At 71.9% G+C, this 15,050-nt stretch carries 13 protein-coding genes; 6 read left to right on the top strand and 7 right to left on the bottom strand.

Annotation, left to right across the window (positions count from 1 at the left end; translation table 11 throughout):
* Positions 1 to 150 precede the first annotated feature (150 nt).
* Entirely contained in the window at positions 151 to 1,005 is an 855-nt protein-coding gene (locus ACSQ2D_RS11320) for a PAC2 family protein (RefSeq protein WP_435987848.1), read from the bottom strand.
* A gap of 265 nt (positions 1,006 to 1,270) precedes the next feature.
* Between ACSQ2D_RS11320 and metH the strand changes: the two genes are divergently transcribed.
* Together metH and ACSQ2D_RS11310 are read left to right on the top strand one after the other, a co-directional pair.
* Positions 1,271 to 5,053, top strand: a complete 3,783-nt coding sequence (metH, locus tag ACSQ2D_RS11315) for a methionine synthase (protein ID WP_435986044.1) — start codon at positions 1,271 to 1,273, stop codon at positions 5,051 to 5,053.
* A 4-nt stretch (positions 5,054 to 5,057) separates the two neighbouring features.
* Entirely contained in the window at positions 5,058 to 5,765 is a 708-nt protein-coding gene (locus ACSQ2D_RS11310) for an HAD family hydrolase (RefSeq protein ID WP_435986043.1), read from the top strand.
* Here the strand turns inward: ACSQ2D_RS11310 and ACSQ2D_RS11305 are convergent.
* Positions 5,728 to 6,309 carry an SRPBCC family protein gene (locus tag ACSQ2D_RS11305; RefSeq protein ID WP_435986042.1) on the bottom strand — a complete coding sequence of 194 codons (582 nt, stop codon included), beginning with the start codon at positions 6,307 to 6,309 and terminating at the stop codon, positions 5,728 to 5,730. The two genes, ACSQ2D_RS11310 and ACSQ2D_RS11305, sit on opposite strands and share 38 nt — an antisense overlap.
* Positions 6,306 to 7,121 carry a LysR substrate-binding domain-containing protein gene (locus ACSQ2D_RS11300; protein WP_435986041.1) on the bottom strand — a complete coding sequence of 272 codons (816 nt, stop codon included), beginning with the start codon at positions 7,119 to 7,121 and terminating at the stop codon, positions 6,306 to 6,308. The genes ACSQ2D_RS11305 and ACSQ2D_RS11300 overlap by 4 nt, the downstream gene beginning before the upstream one ends.
* Positions 7,122 to 7,264: 143 nt before the next feature.
* On the opposite strand from ACSQ2D_RS11300, the gene ACSQ2D_RS11295 reads away from it, so the two are divergent.
* Both ACSQ2D_RS11295 and ACSQ2D_RS11290 read left to right on the top strand, forming a co-directional pair.
* Positions 7,265 to 7,642 carry a DUF5997 family protein gene (locus ACSQ2D_RS11295; RefSeq protein WP_435986040.1) on the top strand — a complete coding sequence of 126 codons (378 nt, stop codon included), beginning with the start codon at positions 7,265 to 7,267 and terminating at the stop codon, positions 7,640 to 7,642.
* 4 nt (positions 7,643 to 7,646) lie between these two features.
* Entirely contained in the window at positions 7,647 to 8,117 is a 471-nt protein-coding gene (locus ACSQ2D_RS11290) for a DUF1905 domain-containing protein (protein ID WP_435986039.1), read from the top strand.
* On the opposite strand, the gene ACSQ2D_RS11285 is transcribed toward ACSQ2D_RS11290, so the two are convergent.
* The 3 genes from ACSQ2D_RS11285 to ACSQ2D_RS11275 form a co-directional block, all read right to left on the bottom strand.
* Positions 8,114 to 9,346: an RNA polymerase sigma factor gene (locus ACSQ2D_RS11285; RefSeq protein WP_435986038.1), complete on the bottom strand. Its 1,233-nt coding sequence runs from the start codon at positions 9,344 to 9,346 to the stop codon at positions 8,114 to 8,116. The two genes, ACSQ2D_RS11290 and ACSQ2D_RS11285, sit on opposite strands and share 4 nt — an antisense overlap.
* Positions 9,343 to 9,666 carry a YciI family protein gene (locus tag ACSQ2D_RS11280; RefSeq protein WP_435986037.1) on the bottom strand — a complete coding sequence of 108 codons (324 nt, stop codon included), beginning with the start codon at positions 9,664 to 9,666 and terminating at the stop codon, positions 9,343 to 9,345. The genes ACSQ2D_RS11285 and ACSQ2D_RS11280 overlap by 4 nt, the downstream gene beginning before the upstream one ends.
* Before the next feature lie 134 nt (positions 9,667 to 9,800).
* On the bottom strand, positions 9,801 to 11,153 hold the full coding sequence (locus ACSQ2D_RS11275; RefSeq protein ID WP_435986036.1) for a PLP-dependent aminotransferase family protein: 1,353 nt from the start codon (positions 11,151 to 11,153) through the stop codon (positions 9,801 to 9,803).
* A 60-nt stretch (positions 11,154 to 11,213) separates the two neighbouring features.
* On the opposite strand from ACSQ2D_RS11275, the gene ACSQ2D_RS11270 reads away from it, so the two are divergent.
* Both ACSQ2D_RS11270 and ACSQ2D_RS11265 read left to right on the top strand, forming a co-directional pair.
* Positions 11,214 to 12,716: a CoA-acylating methylmalonate-semialdehyde dehydrogenase gene (locus tag ACSQ2D_RS11270; protein WP_435986035.1), complete on the top strand. Its 1,503-nt coding sequence runs from the start codon at positions 11,214 to 11,216 to the stop codon at positions 12,714 to 12,716.
* Positions 12,717 to 12,733: 17 nt separating this feature from the next.
* Complete coding sequence (locus ACSQ2D_RS11265; protein WP_435986034.1) at positions 12,734 to 14,116, top strand: aspartate aminotransferase family protein; 1,383 nt, start codon at positions 12,734 to 12,736, stop codon at positions 14,114 to 14,116.
* A gap of 85 nt (positions 14,117 to 14,201) precedes the next feature.
* Here ACSQ2D_RS11265 and ACSQ2D_RS11260 read toward each other — a convergent pair whose 3' ends face one another.
* Positions 14,202 to 15,041 (bottom strand): RecB family exonuclease, encoded by an 840-nt coding sequence (locus ACSQ2D_RS11260; RefSeq protein WP_435986033.1) that lies wholly within the window; start codon positions 15,039 to 15,041, stop codon positions 14,202 to 14,204.
* Positions 15,042 to 15,050 lie beyond the last annotated feature (9 nt).

Genomic DNA, 15,050 nt, shown 5'->3' with positions numbered 1-15,050 from the left:
CACGACCGTCCGTGAGCTCGCCTCGCACACTCCGTAACGGTGCAGTAGGTCTCGCGCCGAAGGCCCGTTGGCCGGGGGACCTGAGACGCGAGCGCCGGGCACCCGAGGGCACCCGGCGGCATACGTGGTCGGTGGGTCGCCGAGGAGGTCCTAGCGACCCGTCTGGTCGTCGTCGCGCCCGCGGAGGTAGCGCTCGAACTCGCGCGCAATCGCGTCGCCGCTCGCCTCGGGCAGCTCGGCGGTGTCCTGTGCCTCCTCGAGGGACTGGACGTACTCGGCGACCTCCTCGTCGGACTGCGCGAGCTCGTCGACGCCGCGCTCCCACGCCCGGGCGTTCTCCTCGAGCTCGCCGTGCGGCACGGTGACACCGATGAGGGACTCGATGCGGCGCAGCAGGCTGAGGGTCGCCTTGGGGGAGGGGGCTCCGCCGGCGTAGTGCGGCACGGCGGCCCACGCCGAGACAGTCGGGATGCCCGCGTCGGAGGCGGCGTGGCTGAGCACGCCGACGATGCCGGTGGGGCCCTCGTAGCGCGAGGCCTCGACGTCGAAGCGGTGGATCGCCGCCTCGTCCTCGGCGGTGGCGGTGACGGGGATCGGGCGCGTGTGCGGCACGTCGGCGAGCAGCGCGCCGACCGTGACGATCGTCGTGACGCCGAGCTGGTCGGCGAGCTCGAGCAGCTCGATCGAGAAGGCGCGCCAGCGCATCGAGGGCTCGATGCCCTGCACGAGCACGACGTCGCGGTCGAAGCCGGTCTCGGTCGCGACGAGGATGCGGGTCGTGGGCCAGGCCAGCATGCGCCGACCCTCCTCGAGCGACACGCGGGGGCGGTTGACCTGGAAGTCGTAGTAGTCCTCGGGGTCGAAGGCCGCGACGACCTCCGCGTCCCAGACCTCCGCGAGGTGGCGGACCGCGCTCGTGGCGGCCTCGCCGGCGTCGTTCCAGCCCTCGAAGGCCGCGATGAGCACCGGATCGGTCAGCTCCGGCACGTCCTCGAACTCCAGCACCATGTCTCCTTCACCGTGGGCGCGCTCGCGTCCACACCTCCAGCCTAGGACCTGCCGCCACCGAAGCGCCGGAGTCCAGCGGGCGGGCGCGCCCCACCCGCGTCGGGGAGACGTCCGCTGCCCACGCAGCGACCGGACGGGGTATGCCGTGTGGCGCGGTCGCGTGACCGCAGTGCGGGCGGCGACGCGCCGGACACAGCAGGTCCGTAGAATCGGGCCGGTCCCGTCACTCGGCACGAAACAGGTGCCGCCGAGAGGAGCCACGTTGTCCCAGTCGCAGCAGCGACCCGACGCCACCGAGAGCCTGACCGCCACGCTCGGCCAGCGCATCATGATCCTCGACGGCGCCATGGGCACGGCCATCCAGCGCGACCGGCCCGACGAGGCCGGCTACCGCGGCGAGCGCTTCGCCGACTGGCCGAGCGACGTCCAGGGGAACAACGACCTCCTGACGCTCACGGCGCCCGAGATCATCGCCGGGATCCACCGCGAGTACCTCGAGGCCGGCGCGGACATCATCGAGACGAACACCTTCAACGCCAACGCGATCTCCCTGTCCGACTACGGCATGGAGGAGCTCGCCTACGAGCTCAACGTCGAGGCGGCCGCGCTGGCCCGCCGCGAGGCCGACGCGATGACGGATCGCACCCCCGACCGGCCGCGCTACGTCGCGGGGGCGCTGGGGCCGACGACGCGTACGGCCTCGATCTCCCCGGACGTCAACGACCCCGGCGCGCGCAACGTCTCCTACGACCAGCTCGTCGCGGCCTACCTCGAGGCGGCCCGCGGGCTCGTCGACGGCGGCAGCGACGTCATCTTCATCGAGACGATCTTCGACACGCTCAACGCCAAGGCGGCGATCTTCGCCGTCGAGACGCTCTTCGAGGAGCAGGGGCGCCGCTGGCCGGTCGTCGTCTCCGGCACCATCACCGATGCATCCGGACGCACCCTGTCCGGCCAGGTGACCGAGGCGTTCTGGGACTCCATCCGGCACGTGTCGCCGCTCGCCGTCGGGCTCAACTGCGCCCTCGGCGCCAAGGAGATGCGCCCCTACATCGCCGAGATGGCCCGCCTGGCCGACTCGTTCGTGTCGTGCTACCCGAACGCCGGGCTGCCGAACGCCTTCGGCGAGTACGACGAGGCGCCCGACGAGACCGCCGGCATCGTCGGCGAGTTCGCCGACGCCGGCCTCGTCAACCTCGTCGGAGGGTGCTGCGGCACGACCCCCGAGCACATCGCCGCCATCGCGCAGGCGGTCGAGGGCAAGCCGGTCCGCGAGCCCGCGACGGTCACGCCGGCGATGCGCCTCTCCGGCCTCGAGCCGTTCACCATCACCGACGACAGCCTCTTCGTCAACGTCGGCGAGCGCACCAACATCACCGGCTCGGCCCGGTTCCGCACGCTCATCAAGGACGGCGACTACGACACCGCCCTGTCGGTGGCCGCGCAGCAGGTCGAGAACGGCGCCCAGGTCATCGACGTCAACATGGACGAGGGGATGATCGACGGGGTCGCGGCCATGGACCGCTTCCTCAAGCTCGTCGCGAGCGAGCCCGACATCAGCCGTGTGCCCGTCATGGTCGACTCCTCGAAGTGGGAGGTCATCGAGGCCGGGCTCAAGTGCGTGCAGGGCAAGGCGATCGTCAACTCGATCTCCCTCAAGGAGGGGGAGGAGCCCTTCCTCCGGCAGGCCCGGCTCGTGCGCAAGTACGGCGCCGCCGCGGTCGTCATGGCGTTCGACGAGGACGGCCAGGCCGACTCGCTCGAGCGGCGCCGGCAGATCTGCTCCCGCGCCTACCGCCTGCTCACCGAGGAGGTCGGCTTCCCGGCCGAGGACATCATCTTCGACCCCAACGTCTTCGCCGTCGCGACCGGCATCGAGGAGCACGCCTCGTACGGCCTCGACTTCATCGAGGCGACGCGCTGGATCAAGGAGAACCTCCCCGGGGCCAAGGTGTCCGGGGGCATCTCCAACGTCTCGTTCAGCTTCCGCGGGAACAACCCGGTGCGCGAGGCGATCCACGCCGTGTTCCTCTACCACGCGATCGGCGCCGGCCTCGACATGGGCATCGTCAACGCCGGCGCCCTGGCCGTCTACGACGAGGTCGACCCGGAGCTGCGGGAGCGCATCGAGGACGTCGTGCTCAACCGGCGTCCTGACGCGGCCGAGCGGCTGCTCGAGATCGCCGAGGAGTACAACAAGGTCGGTCAGGCGGCCGAGGTCAGCGAGGAGGAGTGGCGCGCCCTGCCGCTCGGGGAGCGCATCACGCACGCGCTCGTCAAGGGCATCGACGCGCACGTCGAGGCCGACACCGAGCTGCTCCGCGCCGAGATCGCCGAGCGCGGGGGCCGACCGATCGAGGTCATCGAAGGTCCGCTCATGGACGGCATGAACGTCGTCGGCGACCTCTTCGGCGCCGGCAAGATGTTCCTCCCGCAGGTCGTCAAGAGCGCGCGCGTCATGAAGAAGGCCGTGGCCTACCTCATCCCGTTCATCGAGCAGGAGAAGATCGACGACCCCTCGCTGGCGACGCAGAAGGACACGAACGGCACGATCGTCATGGCCACGGTCAAGGGCGACGTCCACGACATCGGCAAGAACATCGTCGGCGTCGTGCTCCAGTGCAACAACTACGAGGTCATCGACCTCGGCGTCATGGTCCCGGCCCAGAAGATCCTCGACGCAGCCCGCGAGCACGACGCCGACATCATCGGCCTCTCGGGGCTCATCACCCCCTCGCTCGACGAGATGGTCGGCTTCGCCGCCGAGATGCAGCGCCAGGGCCTGACGATCCCGCTCCTCATCGGCGGAGCGACGACCTCGCGCGCCCACACGGCGGTCAAGGTCGACCAGAAGTACGACGGCCCCGTCGTCTGGGTCAAGGACGCGTCCCGCTCGGTGCCGACCGCCGCGGCCCTGCTCAGCGACGAGCTGCGGCCGACCCTCATGGCCAAGGTCAAGGAGGACTACGACTCGCTGCGTGCCCGGCACGCGGGCAAGGCGGACCGGCCGTTGCTGGCGCTCGAGGAGGCCCGTGCGCGACGCACGCCGGTCGACTGGTCCGGCTACCGTCCGCCGCACCCGCACCTGCTGCTCCAGCAGGACCACGACGTCTCCTCGATCACCCGCTCGCACCGGATCTCCCAGCACGTCAAGGTGTTCCGCAGCTATCCCCTCGGTGAGCTGCGCCGCTACATCGACTGGCAACCCTTCTTCAACGCGTGGGAGATGAAGGGCAGCTTCCCCGACATCCTCAACAACCCGGCCAGCGGCCAGGCCGCCCGCAAGCTCTACGACGACGCGCAGGCCATGCTCGACCAGGTCATCGAGGAGCGGTGGCTGACCGCCAACGGCGTCATCGGCTTCTTCCCGGCCAACTCCGTCGGCGACGACGTCGAGGTCTATCTCGACGACGCCCGCAGAGATCCGCTCACCGTGCTGCACCACCTGCGGCAGCAGGGCGACCACCGCGCGGGGGTGCCCAACCGGTCGCTCGCCGACTACGTCGCCCCGAAGGGGACCAAGGACTGGATCGGAGGCTTCGCGGTCACGGCCGGTCTCGGTGGCGCGGAGCGGGTGGCGGCGTTCCGGGCCGACCTCGACGACTACAACGCGATCCTGCTCGAGTCGCTCGCCGACCGCCTCGCCGAGGCCTTCGCCGAGCGCATGCACGAGCGGGTCCGCAAGGAGTTCTGGGGCTACGCGCCCGACGAGCACCTCGACAACGTGGCCCTCATCAAGGAGCAGTACGCCGGCATCCGTCCGGCCCCGGGCTATCCCGCCTGTCCCGAGCACACCGAGAAGGAGACGCTCTGGCGCCTGCTCGACGTCGAGGCCAACACCGGCATGACGCTGACCGAGAGCATGGCCATGGCGCCCGGTGCCTCGGTGTCGGGCTGGTACTTCTCGCACCCCCAGTCGCAGTACTTCGTCGTCGGCCGGCTCGGCCGCGACCAGGTTCAGGACTACGCCGACCGCAAGGGCTGGACGCTGGCCGAGGCCGAGCGCTGGCTCTCCGCGAACCTCGCCTACGACCCGGAGGACTGACCCGGTGACCCTCTCGCACACCGCCGACCCCGACCGCACGGTGCCGGCCCTCCCGGCTGCCGTCCTGTGGGACATGGACGGCACCCTCGTCGACACCGAGCCCTACTGGATCCAGGCCGAGCACGAGCTCGTCGCGGCGCACGGCGGCGTCTGGAACGACGAGTTCGCCCACCAGCTCGTCGGCAACGCCCTCGAGGTCTCGGCGCAGCTGATCATCGACCAGTCGGGGATCTCGCTGACGGTCCCCGAGATCATCGACGCCCTCCTGGAGCGGGTCATCGCCCAGGTCGAGCAGCGCGTGCCGTGGCGTCCCGGTGCGCGGGAGCTGCTGCTCGAGCTCGGCGACCTCGGGGTGCCGTCCCTGCTCGTGACGATGTCGTGGCGCTCGCTCGCCGACACGGTCGTCGGTCGACTCCCGGAGGGGGCGTTCGACTACCTCGTGACCGGTGACGAGGTGAGCCACGGCAAGCCGCACCCGGAGCCCTACCTCGCGGCGGCGCGTCTCGTGGGCGCCGAGCCCGCCGAGTGCATTGCCATCGAGGACTCACCGGCCGGCGTCCGGTCCGCGACGGCCGCCGGGGTCCCGACCATCGCGATCCCGCACGTCGTGCCCGTGCCCCAGGTCGAGGGCGCCGTGCACATCGACACGCTGGCCGGGGTCGGTGCGGCCGACCTCACGACGATCGTGTCGAGCCTGCGGTCTCCTCGCTGAGGCGCGCGAGCGTCAGCAGCTGACGCCGCATCATCACGAGGTCTCCCCACGCGAGGGCGGCCGACCGTGCGCGGGCGGAGCGTGACCCGGCGCGGGGGAGCGCGATGTCGCCGCGCAGGGTCGTGCGCGCCTCCGGCCCGCCCGGGAGCGGGACGGTCTGGTAGACGAGCGGCAGCCTCCCGAAGAGGCGTATGCCGGCCGGCGCGGTGATCTCGAGGGCGACCAGCTCGTCGGGCACCCAGTCGACGAGGGTGAAGATCGTCGCGAAGCGCTGTCCGACCGCGAGGGACTCGAGGCCCGGTGTCAGGGTGCCGGGGCTCCGGCGCCCGAGGTTGTCGACGAGGTCGTAGCTGTACGGCGCGACGCGCAGCTGGCAGAGCCATCGGAAGACGACCGCGGGCTCGGCGCGGACCGTCACCGCGCGGCTGACGACCGGGCCGGCATGGCCGACCAGACGGTCGGGAAGGCTCGATGCACCGAACTCGCCCCAGCGCCAAGGGAGCCCGTCCAGTTCCGTCGAGCCGGCCGCTTGCCCTGAGCTCACCGGCGGCCCTTGCGCTTGGGGCCACCGCCGCGCGTCGCGCCCTTGCGCCCGGTCTGTTGACCGCGCCGGGACCCGGCGCCGTGCGCACGGGAGCCGGCCGAGGTCCTGGCGCCCTTGGCGGGTTTCGAGGTCTTGGAGGAGCTGGCGTTGCCGCGCTGCCCGGCCGGCCCGTCCGAGCCGGACGGCGACGTCGGGTCCGACCCGCCGCCACGCGTGCTGCGCTCGGTCCGGCCCCGGACGATGCCGATGAAGTCCTCGATGCGGGGGTCGTCGTCGTCGACCCTCCACGCGAGGCCGACCCGTGAGGGCGCGACGCCGGTGACGGGCCGGTGGACGACGTCCTTGCGGTGGTGCAGTCGCGCGACCGACATCGGCACGACGACGATGCCAGAGCCCGTCGCCACGACGGACACCGCCTGCTTCGTCGTCATGGGTGGCATGGCGGCAGCCCGGTCCCGCACCTCCGACGTGGCGACCGCCACCCACTCGGGCACGAGTGCGGGGTCCTGCATGAGGACCTCTTCGCCGAGGTCGGCGACGTCGACCTCGTCGAACGCCGCGATGACGTGCTCCTTGGCCACGACGACGACGGGGACCTCCTCGTAGAGGGGGATGACGTGCAGACCGTCGCGGTCGACCGGCAGCCTCAGGAGCGCCATCGAGGACGTGCCGTCGCGCAGGTGGGCCAGGGCGTCGGCGTCCTCGACGGGGGCGGCCTGAAGGGGAGAGTCCGGCAGGCGCTGGCTCCACACACGCAGCCACTTGTCGGGCGTCACGCCGGGCACGAACTCGACGTGGAACGGATCCGTCATGGTGGGCCTTCGCGGTCGGGACAGGTCCCTCCGAGGCTAGTCCACCGCGTCGGCGCCACCGGACCGCCGGAGCGGACACGGCTGGTCGCTCCGCTGCCTGACGTGCGGGCCGGCGTGGTCGGGTGACGCCCTAGGCTGGACCCATGCCCACGCCGAAGCCGCAGACCATGAAACCCCAGACGGCCGCGAAGAAGCTCGGCGTCCTGTTGTCCGAGACCCCTGCGGAGTTCCAGGAGGGCGTCGTCAGCCGCACCGAGCTCAACGCGCTGCAGGCCGAGCCGCCGGAGTGGCTGGCGACCCTGCGCCGCAACGGGCCCCACACCCGGCAGGAGACGGCCCGGCGGCTCGGCATCTCCAACTCGGGACTGGCCCGCGGTGGGGTCGGAGAGCACCTGACGACCGACGAGATCAAGGCCGTCCTCGACGAGATGCCCGACTGGCTCGTCGCCGAGCGCGACACCTTCGCGCAGGTCCGCGCCGAGGACCTGCGCCTCAAGGCCAGAGACGCCGGACGGGCCTGACCCCGTGGGCGAGACCGTCCGGACGTTCCGCACCACCCTCGAGGCGACAGGCGGCAACAACGTGGGCATCGTTGTCCCCGAAGAGGTCGTCGCGGCCTTCGCCCGGGGCAAGCGGGTACGCGTCTCCGTGACGGTGGACGGCGGCTACACCTACCGGACGTCGATCGCCTCCATGGGCGGCCGGTTCCTCGTCTCCTTCAACGCCGAGACGCGGGCTGCGACAGGACGCGGGGCCGGTGACGAGGTCGAGGTCCGGCTCGAGGTCGACGACGCACCGCGTGAGGTCGACGTGCCCGATACCCTCCGAGCGGTCCTCGACGCCGACCCCGGTCTGCGGGCCGCCTGGACGGCCCTGTCCGCCGGCAAGCAGAAGGCGCATGCGCTCTCGGTGTCCTCGGCCAGGACCGACGAGACCCGCGAGCGACGACTCTCCCAGGTGGTCGAGGCCCTCCGGGACGGCGCCGGGCGACGCTAGGCCAGCTCGTCGCGGCGGCGGGTCAGGTAGGCCGACTCGGCCGTGTTCCCGGCCAGCGAGGCCGCCTGTCGGTACGCCTCGCGCGCCTCCTCGTCGCGACCCGAGCGGCGCAACAGGTCGGCCCGGACCGCGTGGAACGCGTGGTAGCCGGCCAACGCGTCCGCGAGACGGTCGACGACGGCCAGCGCCACCTCCGGCCCGTCGAGCTCGGCGAGGGCGACGGCCCGGTTGAGAGCCACGATCGGTGAGGGGTCGAGGAGGTGGAGCTGGTCGTAGAGGGCGACGACCTGTGACCAGTCCGTGTCACGCATCCCGCGGGCCGAGGTGTGGACGGCGTTGATGGCGGCCATGACCTGGTAGCGACCCGGTGCCGCCCCTGAGTCGAGGCGCTCGCGCACGAGACGGTGGCCCTCGGCGACGAGTGCGCGGTCCCAGGCTCCGCGGTCCTGCTCGTCGAGGGGGACCAGCTCACCGGCCGGTGAGACCCGGGCCTCCCGGCGGGCCTCGGTGAGCAGCATCAGGGCGAGCAGCCCGGCCACCTCGCCGTCGTCGGGCAGCAGGTCCCTGACCATCCGGGTGAGCCGGATCGCCTCGCCGGTGAGGTCCTGGCGGACCGGGTCGGTGTCCGCACCGGAGGCGAGGTAGCCCTCGTTGAAGACGAGGAAGAGCACGGCGAGCACGCCGGAGACCCGCGCCGGCAGGTCCTCCGCGGTCGGCACGCGGTACGGGATACGGGCCGCGGCGATCTTGGCCTTGGCCCGGGTCAGGCGCCGAGCCATCGCGGACTCCTGCACGAGGAAGGCCCGGGAGATCTCGGGCACGGTCAGGCCCCCGACCATCCGCAGCGTCAGGGCGACGCGGGCCTCCATCGCCAGCGCGGGGTGAGCGCAGGTGAACACGAGACGGAGCCGGTCGTCGTCGATGGCGCCGAGCGGCTCGGAGCCGAGGTCGTCGTGCACCATCGCAGCCTCCTGGTGCTTGTGGTCCCGCTTGCTCTCGCGCCGCAGCCGGTCGATCGCCTTACGGGCGCCCGTCGTCGTCAGCCACGCACCGGGGTTGGGGGGTATGCCGTCGGCGGGCCACAGCTCGACGGCGGTCGCGAACGCCTCGGCCGCGGCGTCCTCGGCGAGGTCGAGGTCACCGAAGCGGCGGGTCAGGGTGGCGACGAGCCGGGCCCACTCGTCGTGGTGGACCCGGGTGATCGCCTCGCGGACGTCGACCCGGCTCACAGGAAGGGTCGCACCTCGATCTTGCGGTTGCAGGCCCTGGATCCCTCGGCCGCCAGCCGGAGCGCGACGTCGAGGTCCGGCGCCTCGAGGATCCAGAAGCCGGCGAGGTACTCCTTCGACTCGAGGAAGGGCCCGTCGGTGAAGACGGCCTCGCTGCCGCGGTTGTCGACGACCGTCGCCGGGTCGGGGGAGCCGAGGCCGCCGGCGAAGACCCAGTAGCCCTCGGACCGGAGCCGGTCGTTGAAGGCATCGATGGCGGCCTCCTCGGTGGCGGTCTCCGGGCCGGTGCCGTCGTCGATGACGGATACGAGGTACTGCATGTCGGACCATCTCCTGTGACTCGGGCCGCCCGTGCGGGCCGCCTCTCACCTGTGCAACGAACACCCCGGGCCGGATCGGACACCGCGCGCCACCGATTCTCGTCGACCTCGGGTGCCGGTGCTCGACGTGGAGCTCAGCGGTGCTGCGCCGTCCACGCGCCGGCGCTCGCAGCCTCGGCGATGAGGTCGGCGACCTCGGCATGGTTCTCGCGGACCAGCCCCGTCGTCACGCGGACGTGCCCCTCGGGTCCGGCGACGTGCTCGACGGAGAACGGTGACCCCGGCGTGACCGCGATGCCCTGGCTCGCGAGCCGCAGCACCGCCGCCGCCTCGTCCCGCACCGGCACCCAGATGTTGAGCCCGTCGGTGCCGGGCACCTCGATGCCGTGCTCCGCGAGACGGCGGACGACGAGCTCCCGGCGGCGGGCGTACTCGGCGCCGGCCGACGCGATCCCGCGGGCGCACCCCTCGTCGCGCAGCAGTCCGGCCAGGACCCGCTGGAGCAGCCGGCTCGTCCAGCCCTGTCCGATGGCCCGTGCGTGCCGCACCGGGGCGAGCAGCGCGTCCGGGCCGCTCAGGGCGGCGATCCGCAGGTCCGGCCCGTGCGACTTGCTGAAGCTGCGGACGTGCAGCACCTGGTCGGGGATCCACCGGCCGAGGCTGGTCGCGGCCGACGTCGAGATCGGGCCGCTCGAGTCGTCCTCGATGACGATGCAGTCGCGTCCCTCGAGCAGCGCGGCCAGACGTCGCGCGCGGGTGGGCGACATCGACACGCCGGTCGGGTTCTGTCCCCGGGGCTGGATGACGACCGCGGCGGGTCGGCGGGGCAGGAGCGCCTCGACGGTGTCGAGGTCGAGGCCGGTCTCGTCGAGCGGCACGCCGACGACGGCGACGCCGCGGTCCTCGAGCAGGTCGAGCAGGGGAGGGAAGCCCGGGTTCTCGACGATCACGAGGTCTCCCGGACGCAGCAGGGCGCGGGTGACGAGGTCGAGCGCGTCCATGGCGCCGTCGACGACGAGGAGGTCGTCGGCGGCATACGGCCAGTCGCGGGTCAGCTCGTCCCGCAGCTCGTCGAGCACGGGGTCGTCGAGGTAGCTGCTCGGCGTCGTCGGGTCGGTCAGCGCGGACAGCACCGGGACGAGGGCGGGCAGCAGGGCACTGTCCGGGATGCCGGTCGACAGGTCGAGGCTCACCGGCGACTCGTGCCGCAAGGCCCTCGTGTAGCGCTCCCCGCCGCGAGCGGTGGGGGCGACGGTCGTGCCCCGGCGGCCGTCCGAGCGGATGGTGCCCGAGCGGGCGAGCAGCTGCCAGGCGGCGCTCACCGTCGTCGGGGACATCATCAGCTCCTCGGCCACGCGACGGATCGGCGGCAGCTGGTCACCGGGGACCAGCGTGGCGTCGCGGATCGCCCGGGACACGGCCTGGGCGAGGCCCTTGGCGGTGGGGGCGTCGAGGCGCTCCTCGATGGAGGAGATGAGGGCGCGCATGTTCGTAACATAGCAATCAATGCTTTGTATGGGGTGCAACTGGAACGTAGCGTGAGGAGCATGACGACCCCCACCGTGACGTCCATCGACCACTGGATCTCGGGCGCCCTCGTGCCCGGCACCTCCGGCCGCACCGCGCCCGTCCATGACCCCGCCACGGGGCGCCAGACCGGTGAGGTCGCGCTCGCGTCCGCCGCCGAGGTCGACGCGGCGGTCAAGACCGCCGTCGCCGCCGGGCGCGACTGGCGCACGAGCTCGCTGTCGCGGAGGGCCGCCGTGCTCTTCGCCTTCCGCGAGCTGCTGCACACGCGTACCGACGAGCTCGCCGCGATCGTCACCGCCGAGCACGGCAAGGTCCTGTCCGACGCGGTCGGCGAGATCGCCCGTGGCCTCGAGAACGTCGAGTTCGCCACCGGTGTGCCCCAGCTGCTCAAGGGCGGGTTCTCCGAACAGGCGGCCAGCGGTGTCGACGTCTACAGCATCCGCCAGCCCCTCGGCGTCGTCGCCGGCGTCACGCCCTTCAACTTCCCCGTCATGGTGCCGCTGTGGATGTGCGCCAACGCCATCGCCTGCGGCAACAGCTTCGTGCTCAAGCCCAGCGAGAAGGACCCGTCGGCTGCCCTCTTCCTCGCCCGGCTGTGGAAGGAGGCCGGCCTGCCCGACGGTGTCTTCACCGTCGTGCACGGCGACAAGGAGGCCGTCGACGCGCTCCTCGACCACGACGAGATCGCGGCCGTCAGCTTCGTCGGCTCGACCCCCATCGCGAAGTACATCTACGAGCGCGGCACCGCCAACGGCAAGCGCGTCCAGGCCCTCGGCGGCGCGAAGAACCACGCCCTCGTGCTGCCCGACGCCGACATCGACATGGCCGCCGACGCCATCGTCTCCGCCGCGTACGGCGCCGCGGGTGAGCGGTGCATGGCCCTGTCGGTCGCGGTCGCCGTCGGTGACGTCGGCGACGAGCTCGTCTCCGCGATCTCCACCCGCCTGCCGAAGCTCACCGTCGGCCCCGGCTCGGCGGAGGGCACCGACATGGGTCCCCTCATCACGCGCGAGCACCGCGACAAGGTCGCCGGCTACGTCGCGGCCGGAGCGGAGGCCGGCGCCACCGTCGTCGTCGACGGGCGCGAGCAGGACGTGCCCGAGGACGGCTTCTTCCTCGGCATGACCCTGCTCGACGACGTGACGCCCGACATGACCGTCTACCGGGACGAGATCTTCGGCCCCGTCCTGTCGGTCGTGCGCGTCGCGACCTACGACGAGGGCCTGGCCCTCATCAACCGCAACCAGTACGCCAACGGCACCGCGATCTTCACCCGCGACGGTGGCGCAGCACGCCGGTTCCAGAACGAGGTCGAGGTCGGCATGGTCGGCATCAACGTGCCGATCCCCGTGCCCGTCGCCTACTACTCCTTCGGCGGCTGGAAGGACTCGCTCTTCGGCGACACCCACATGTACGGCCCCGAGGGCATCAACTTCTACACGCGCGGCAAGGTCGTGACGCAGCGGTGGCCCGACCCGGCCACCTCGACCGTCGACCTCGGCTTCCCGCGCACCCGCTGAGAGAGAAGGACCCACCCATGACCGACCTCGACCAGCGCACCGTGATCGCCGACCTCCTCGACGGGATGACGGAGCAGCAGGTGCGCACCCTCGACCGTGACCACGTCTTCCACTCGTGGTCGGCCCAGGGGCTCATCGACCCGCTGCCCATCGCCCGGGCCCAGGGCTCCTACTTCTGGGACTACGACGACAAGCGCTACCTCGACTTCAGCAGCCAGCTCGTCAACGTCAACATCGGCTACAACCACCCGAAGGTCGTCGCCGCGATCCAGGAGCAGGCCGCGCGGCTCGCGACGATCGCGCCGTCGTTCGCCAACGACGCGCGCAGCGAGGCGGCCCGGCTCATCACCGAGGTCGCTCCCGAGGGGCTCTCCGCCGTCTTCTTCACCAACGGCGGGGCGGAGGCCAACGAGAACGCCATCCGCATGGCCCGTCTGCACACCGGCCGGCACAAGGTGCTCGCGACCTACCGCAGCTACCACGGCGCCACCGGTGGCTCGATCACCCTGACCGGCGACCCGCGCCGCTGGCCCTCGGAGCCCGGCCTGTCGGGGATCGTCCACTTCTGGGGCCCCTACACCTACCGCTCAGCCTTCCACTCCGAGTCCGAGGAGCAGGAGCGAGACCGCGCGCTCGCGCACCTGCGCGACACGCTCATGGTCGAGGGCGGCCACACGATCGCTGCGATCATCCTCGAGACGGTGGTCGGCACCAACGGCATCCTCGTCCCGCCGGACGGCTACCTCCAGGGCGTCCGTGACCTCTGCGACGAGCACGGCATCATGCTCATCGCCGACGAGGTCATGGCCGGCTTCGGTCGGTGCGGCGAGTGGTTCGCCGTCGACCACTGGGGCATCCGCCCCGACCTCATCACCTTCGCCAAGGGCGTCAACTCCGGCTACGTCCCTCTCGGGGGCGTCGTCATCTCCGACGAGATCCGGGGGACCTTCGACCAGCGGGCCTTCCCGGGCGGACTGACCTACTCCGGTCACCCGCTCGCCTGCGCCTCGGCCGTCGCCTCGATCAACGCGTTCCGTGAGGAGGGCATCATCGAGAACGCCCGGAGCCTCGGCACCGACGTCATCGGGCCGCGCCTGCGCGAGATCGCGGCGAAGCACCCCAGCGTCGGCGACGTGCGCGGACTGGGCGTCTTCTGGGCCGTCGAGCTCGTGCGTGACCGCGAGACGCGTGAGCCGCTCGTGCCCTACAACGCGGCGGGTGAGGCGGCCGCTCCGATGGCGGCCTTCGCGGCAGCGTGCAAGGAGCGCGGGCTGTGGCCGTTCACCCACTTCAACCGCACCCACGTCGTGCCCCCATGCACGACGACCCCGGCCGAGGTAGAGGAGGGCCTGGCGGTGCTCGACGAGGCGCTCGACGTCGCCGACGAGTTCACCGTCTGAGGCGCGTCCGACCTCCGCCCGACACGAAGGGCGCACGTATGCCGTCGGGCCCGCCCGGCGGCATACGCCCTCGGTCGTCGGTGGGTCAGGCGTCGAGCTCGACGAGCCCCGTGACGGTGGGGTCGACGGCTCGCTGGGCGGCGTCGTCGGGCAGCGGCGGGGGAGTGCCGCCCCAGGCCGGGCACAGCGCGCGGTGGTCGCACCAGTCGCACAGCCGGCTGGGGCTGGGGCGCCAGTCGCCCGTCGTCGCCGCGCGCTCGATGGCCTGCCAGAGCGCCTTGACCTTGCGCTCGGTGCCGAGCAGGTCCTGCTCGTCGGGCTCGTAGGCGACGATCTCGCCGTTGCCGAGATAGACGAGCTGGAGCCGCTTGGGGATGACGCCGCGCTGGCGCCAGAGCACGAGCGCGTAGAACTTCATCTGGAAGAGTGCCTTGGCCTCGAAGTGCTCGGAGGGTGACCGGCCCGTCTTGTAGTCGACGACGCGCATCGCGCCGCCCGGGGCCACGTCGAGCCGGTCGACGTAGCCGCGCAGGACGAGCCCGTCGACCTCGGTCTCGACGTAGAACTCGCGCTCGGCCGGCTCGAGGCGCGTCGGGTCCTCGAGACCGAACCACGTCTGGAGCAACGTCGCCGCCCCGGCGAACCACTCGTCGGTGCGGCCGTCGTGCTCGGCGAGCAGGTCGAGCATCGCCGGCTCCTCCTCCGCGAGCCGCTCCCACTCCTGGGGGACGAGCCCGACCGCGGCGTCGATGGTGCGCTCGGGCGCGGGAAGGTCGAAGAGCCGCTCGAGGACGGCGTGCACGAGCGTGCCCCGGGCCGTCGCCTGCGTGGGCGGCGACGGGAGCTTGTCGATGACCCGGAAGCGGTAGAGCATCGGGCACGACATGAAGTCGGAGGCCCGACTCGGGGACAGCGCTGCAACCATGGGGCGACT

Source organism: Terrabacter sp. LjRoot27 (genome assembly GCF_964254175.1).
In the GTDB taxonomy this organism is placed as follows: domain Bacteria; phylum Actinomycetota; class Actinomycetes; order Actinomycetales; family Dermatophilaceae; genus Terrabacter.
Note: the sequence above shows the minus strand (reverse complement) of the source record. Positions and strands in the feature narration are given on the sequence as shown.

What these genes read in the sequence shown, in the direction of transcription:
- ACSQ2D_RS11300 (WP_435986041.1), bottom strand. Translation starts at nt 7,121, where the DNA reads ATGACGGATCCGTTCCACGTCGAGTTCGTGCCCGGCGTGACGCCCGAC.
- ACSQ2D_RS11270 (WP_435986035.1), top strand. Translation starts at nt 11,214, where the DNA reads ATGACGACCCCCACCGTGACGTCCATCGACCACTGGATCTCGGGCGCC.
- ACSQ2D_RS11295 (WP_435986040.1), top strand. Translation starts at nt 7,265, where the DNA reads ATGCCCACGCCGAAGCCGCAGACCATGAAACCCCAGACGGCCGCGAAG.
- ACSQ2D_RS11275 (WP_435986036.1), bottom strand. Translation starts at nt 11,153, where the DNA reads ATGCGCGCCCTCATCTCCTCCATCGAGGAGCGCCTCGACGCCCCCACC.
- ACSQ2D_RS11260 (WP_435986033.1), bottom strand. Translation starts at nt 15,041, where the DNA reads ATGGTTGCAGCGCTGTCCCCGAGTCGGGCCTCCGACTTCATGTCGTGC.
- ACSQ2D_RS11280 (WP_435986037.1), bottom strand. Translation starts at nt 9,666, where the DNA reads ATGCAGTACCTCGTATCCGTCATCGACGACGGCACCGGCCCGGAGACC.
- ACSQ2D_RS11265 (WP_435986034.1), top strand. Translation starts at nt 12,734, where the DNA reads ATGACCGACCTCGACCAGCGCACCGTGATCGCCGACCTCCTCGACGGG.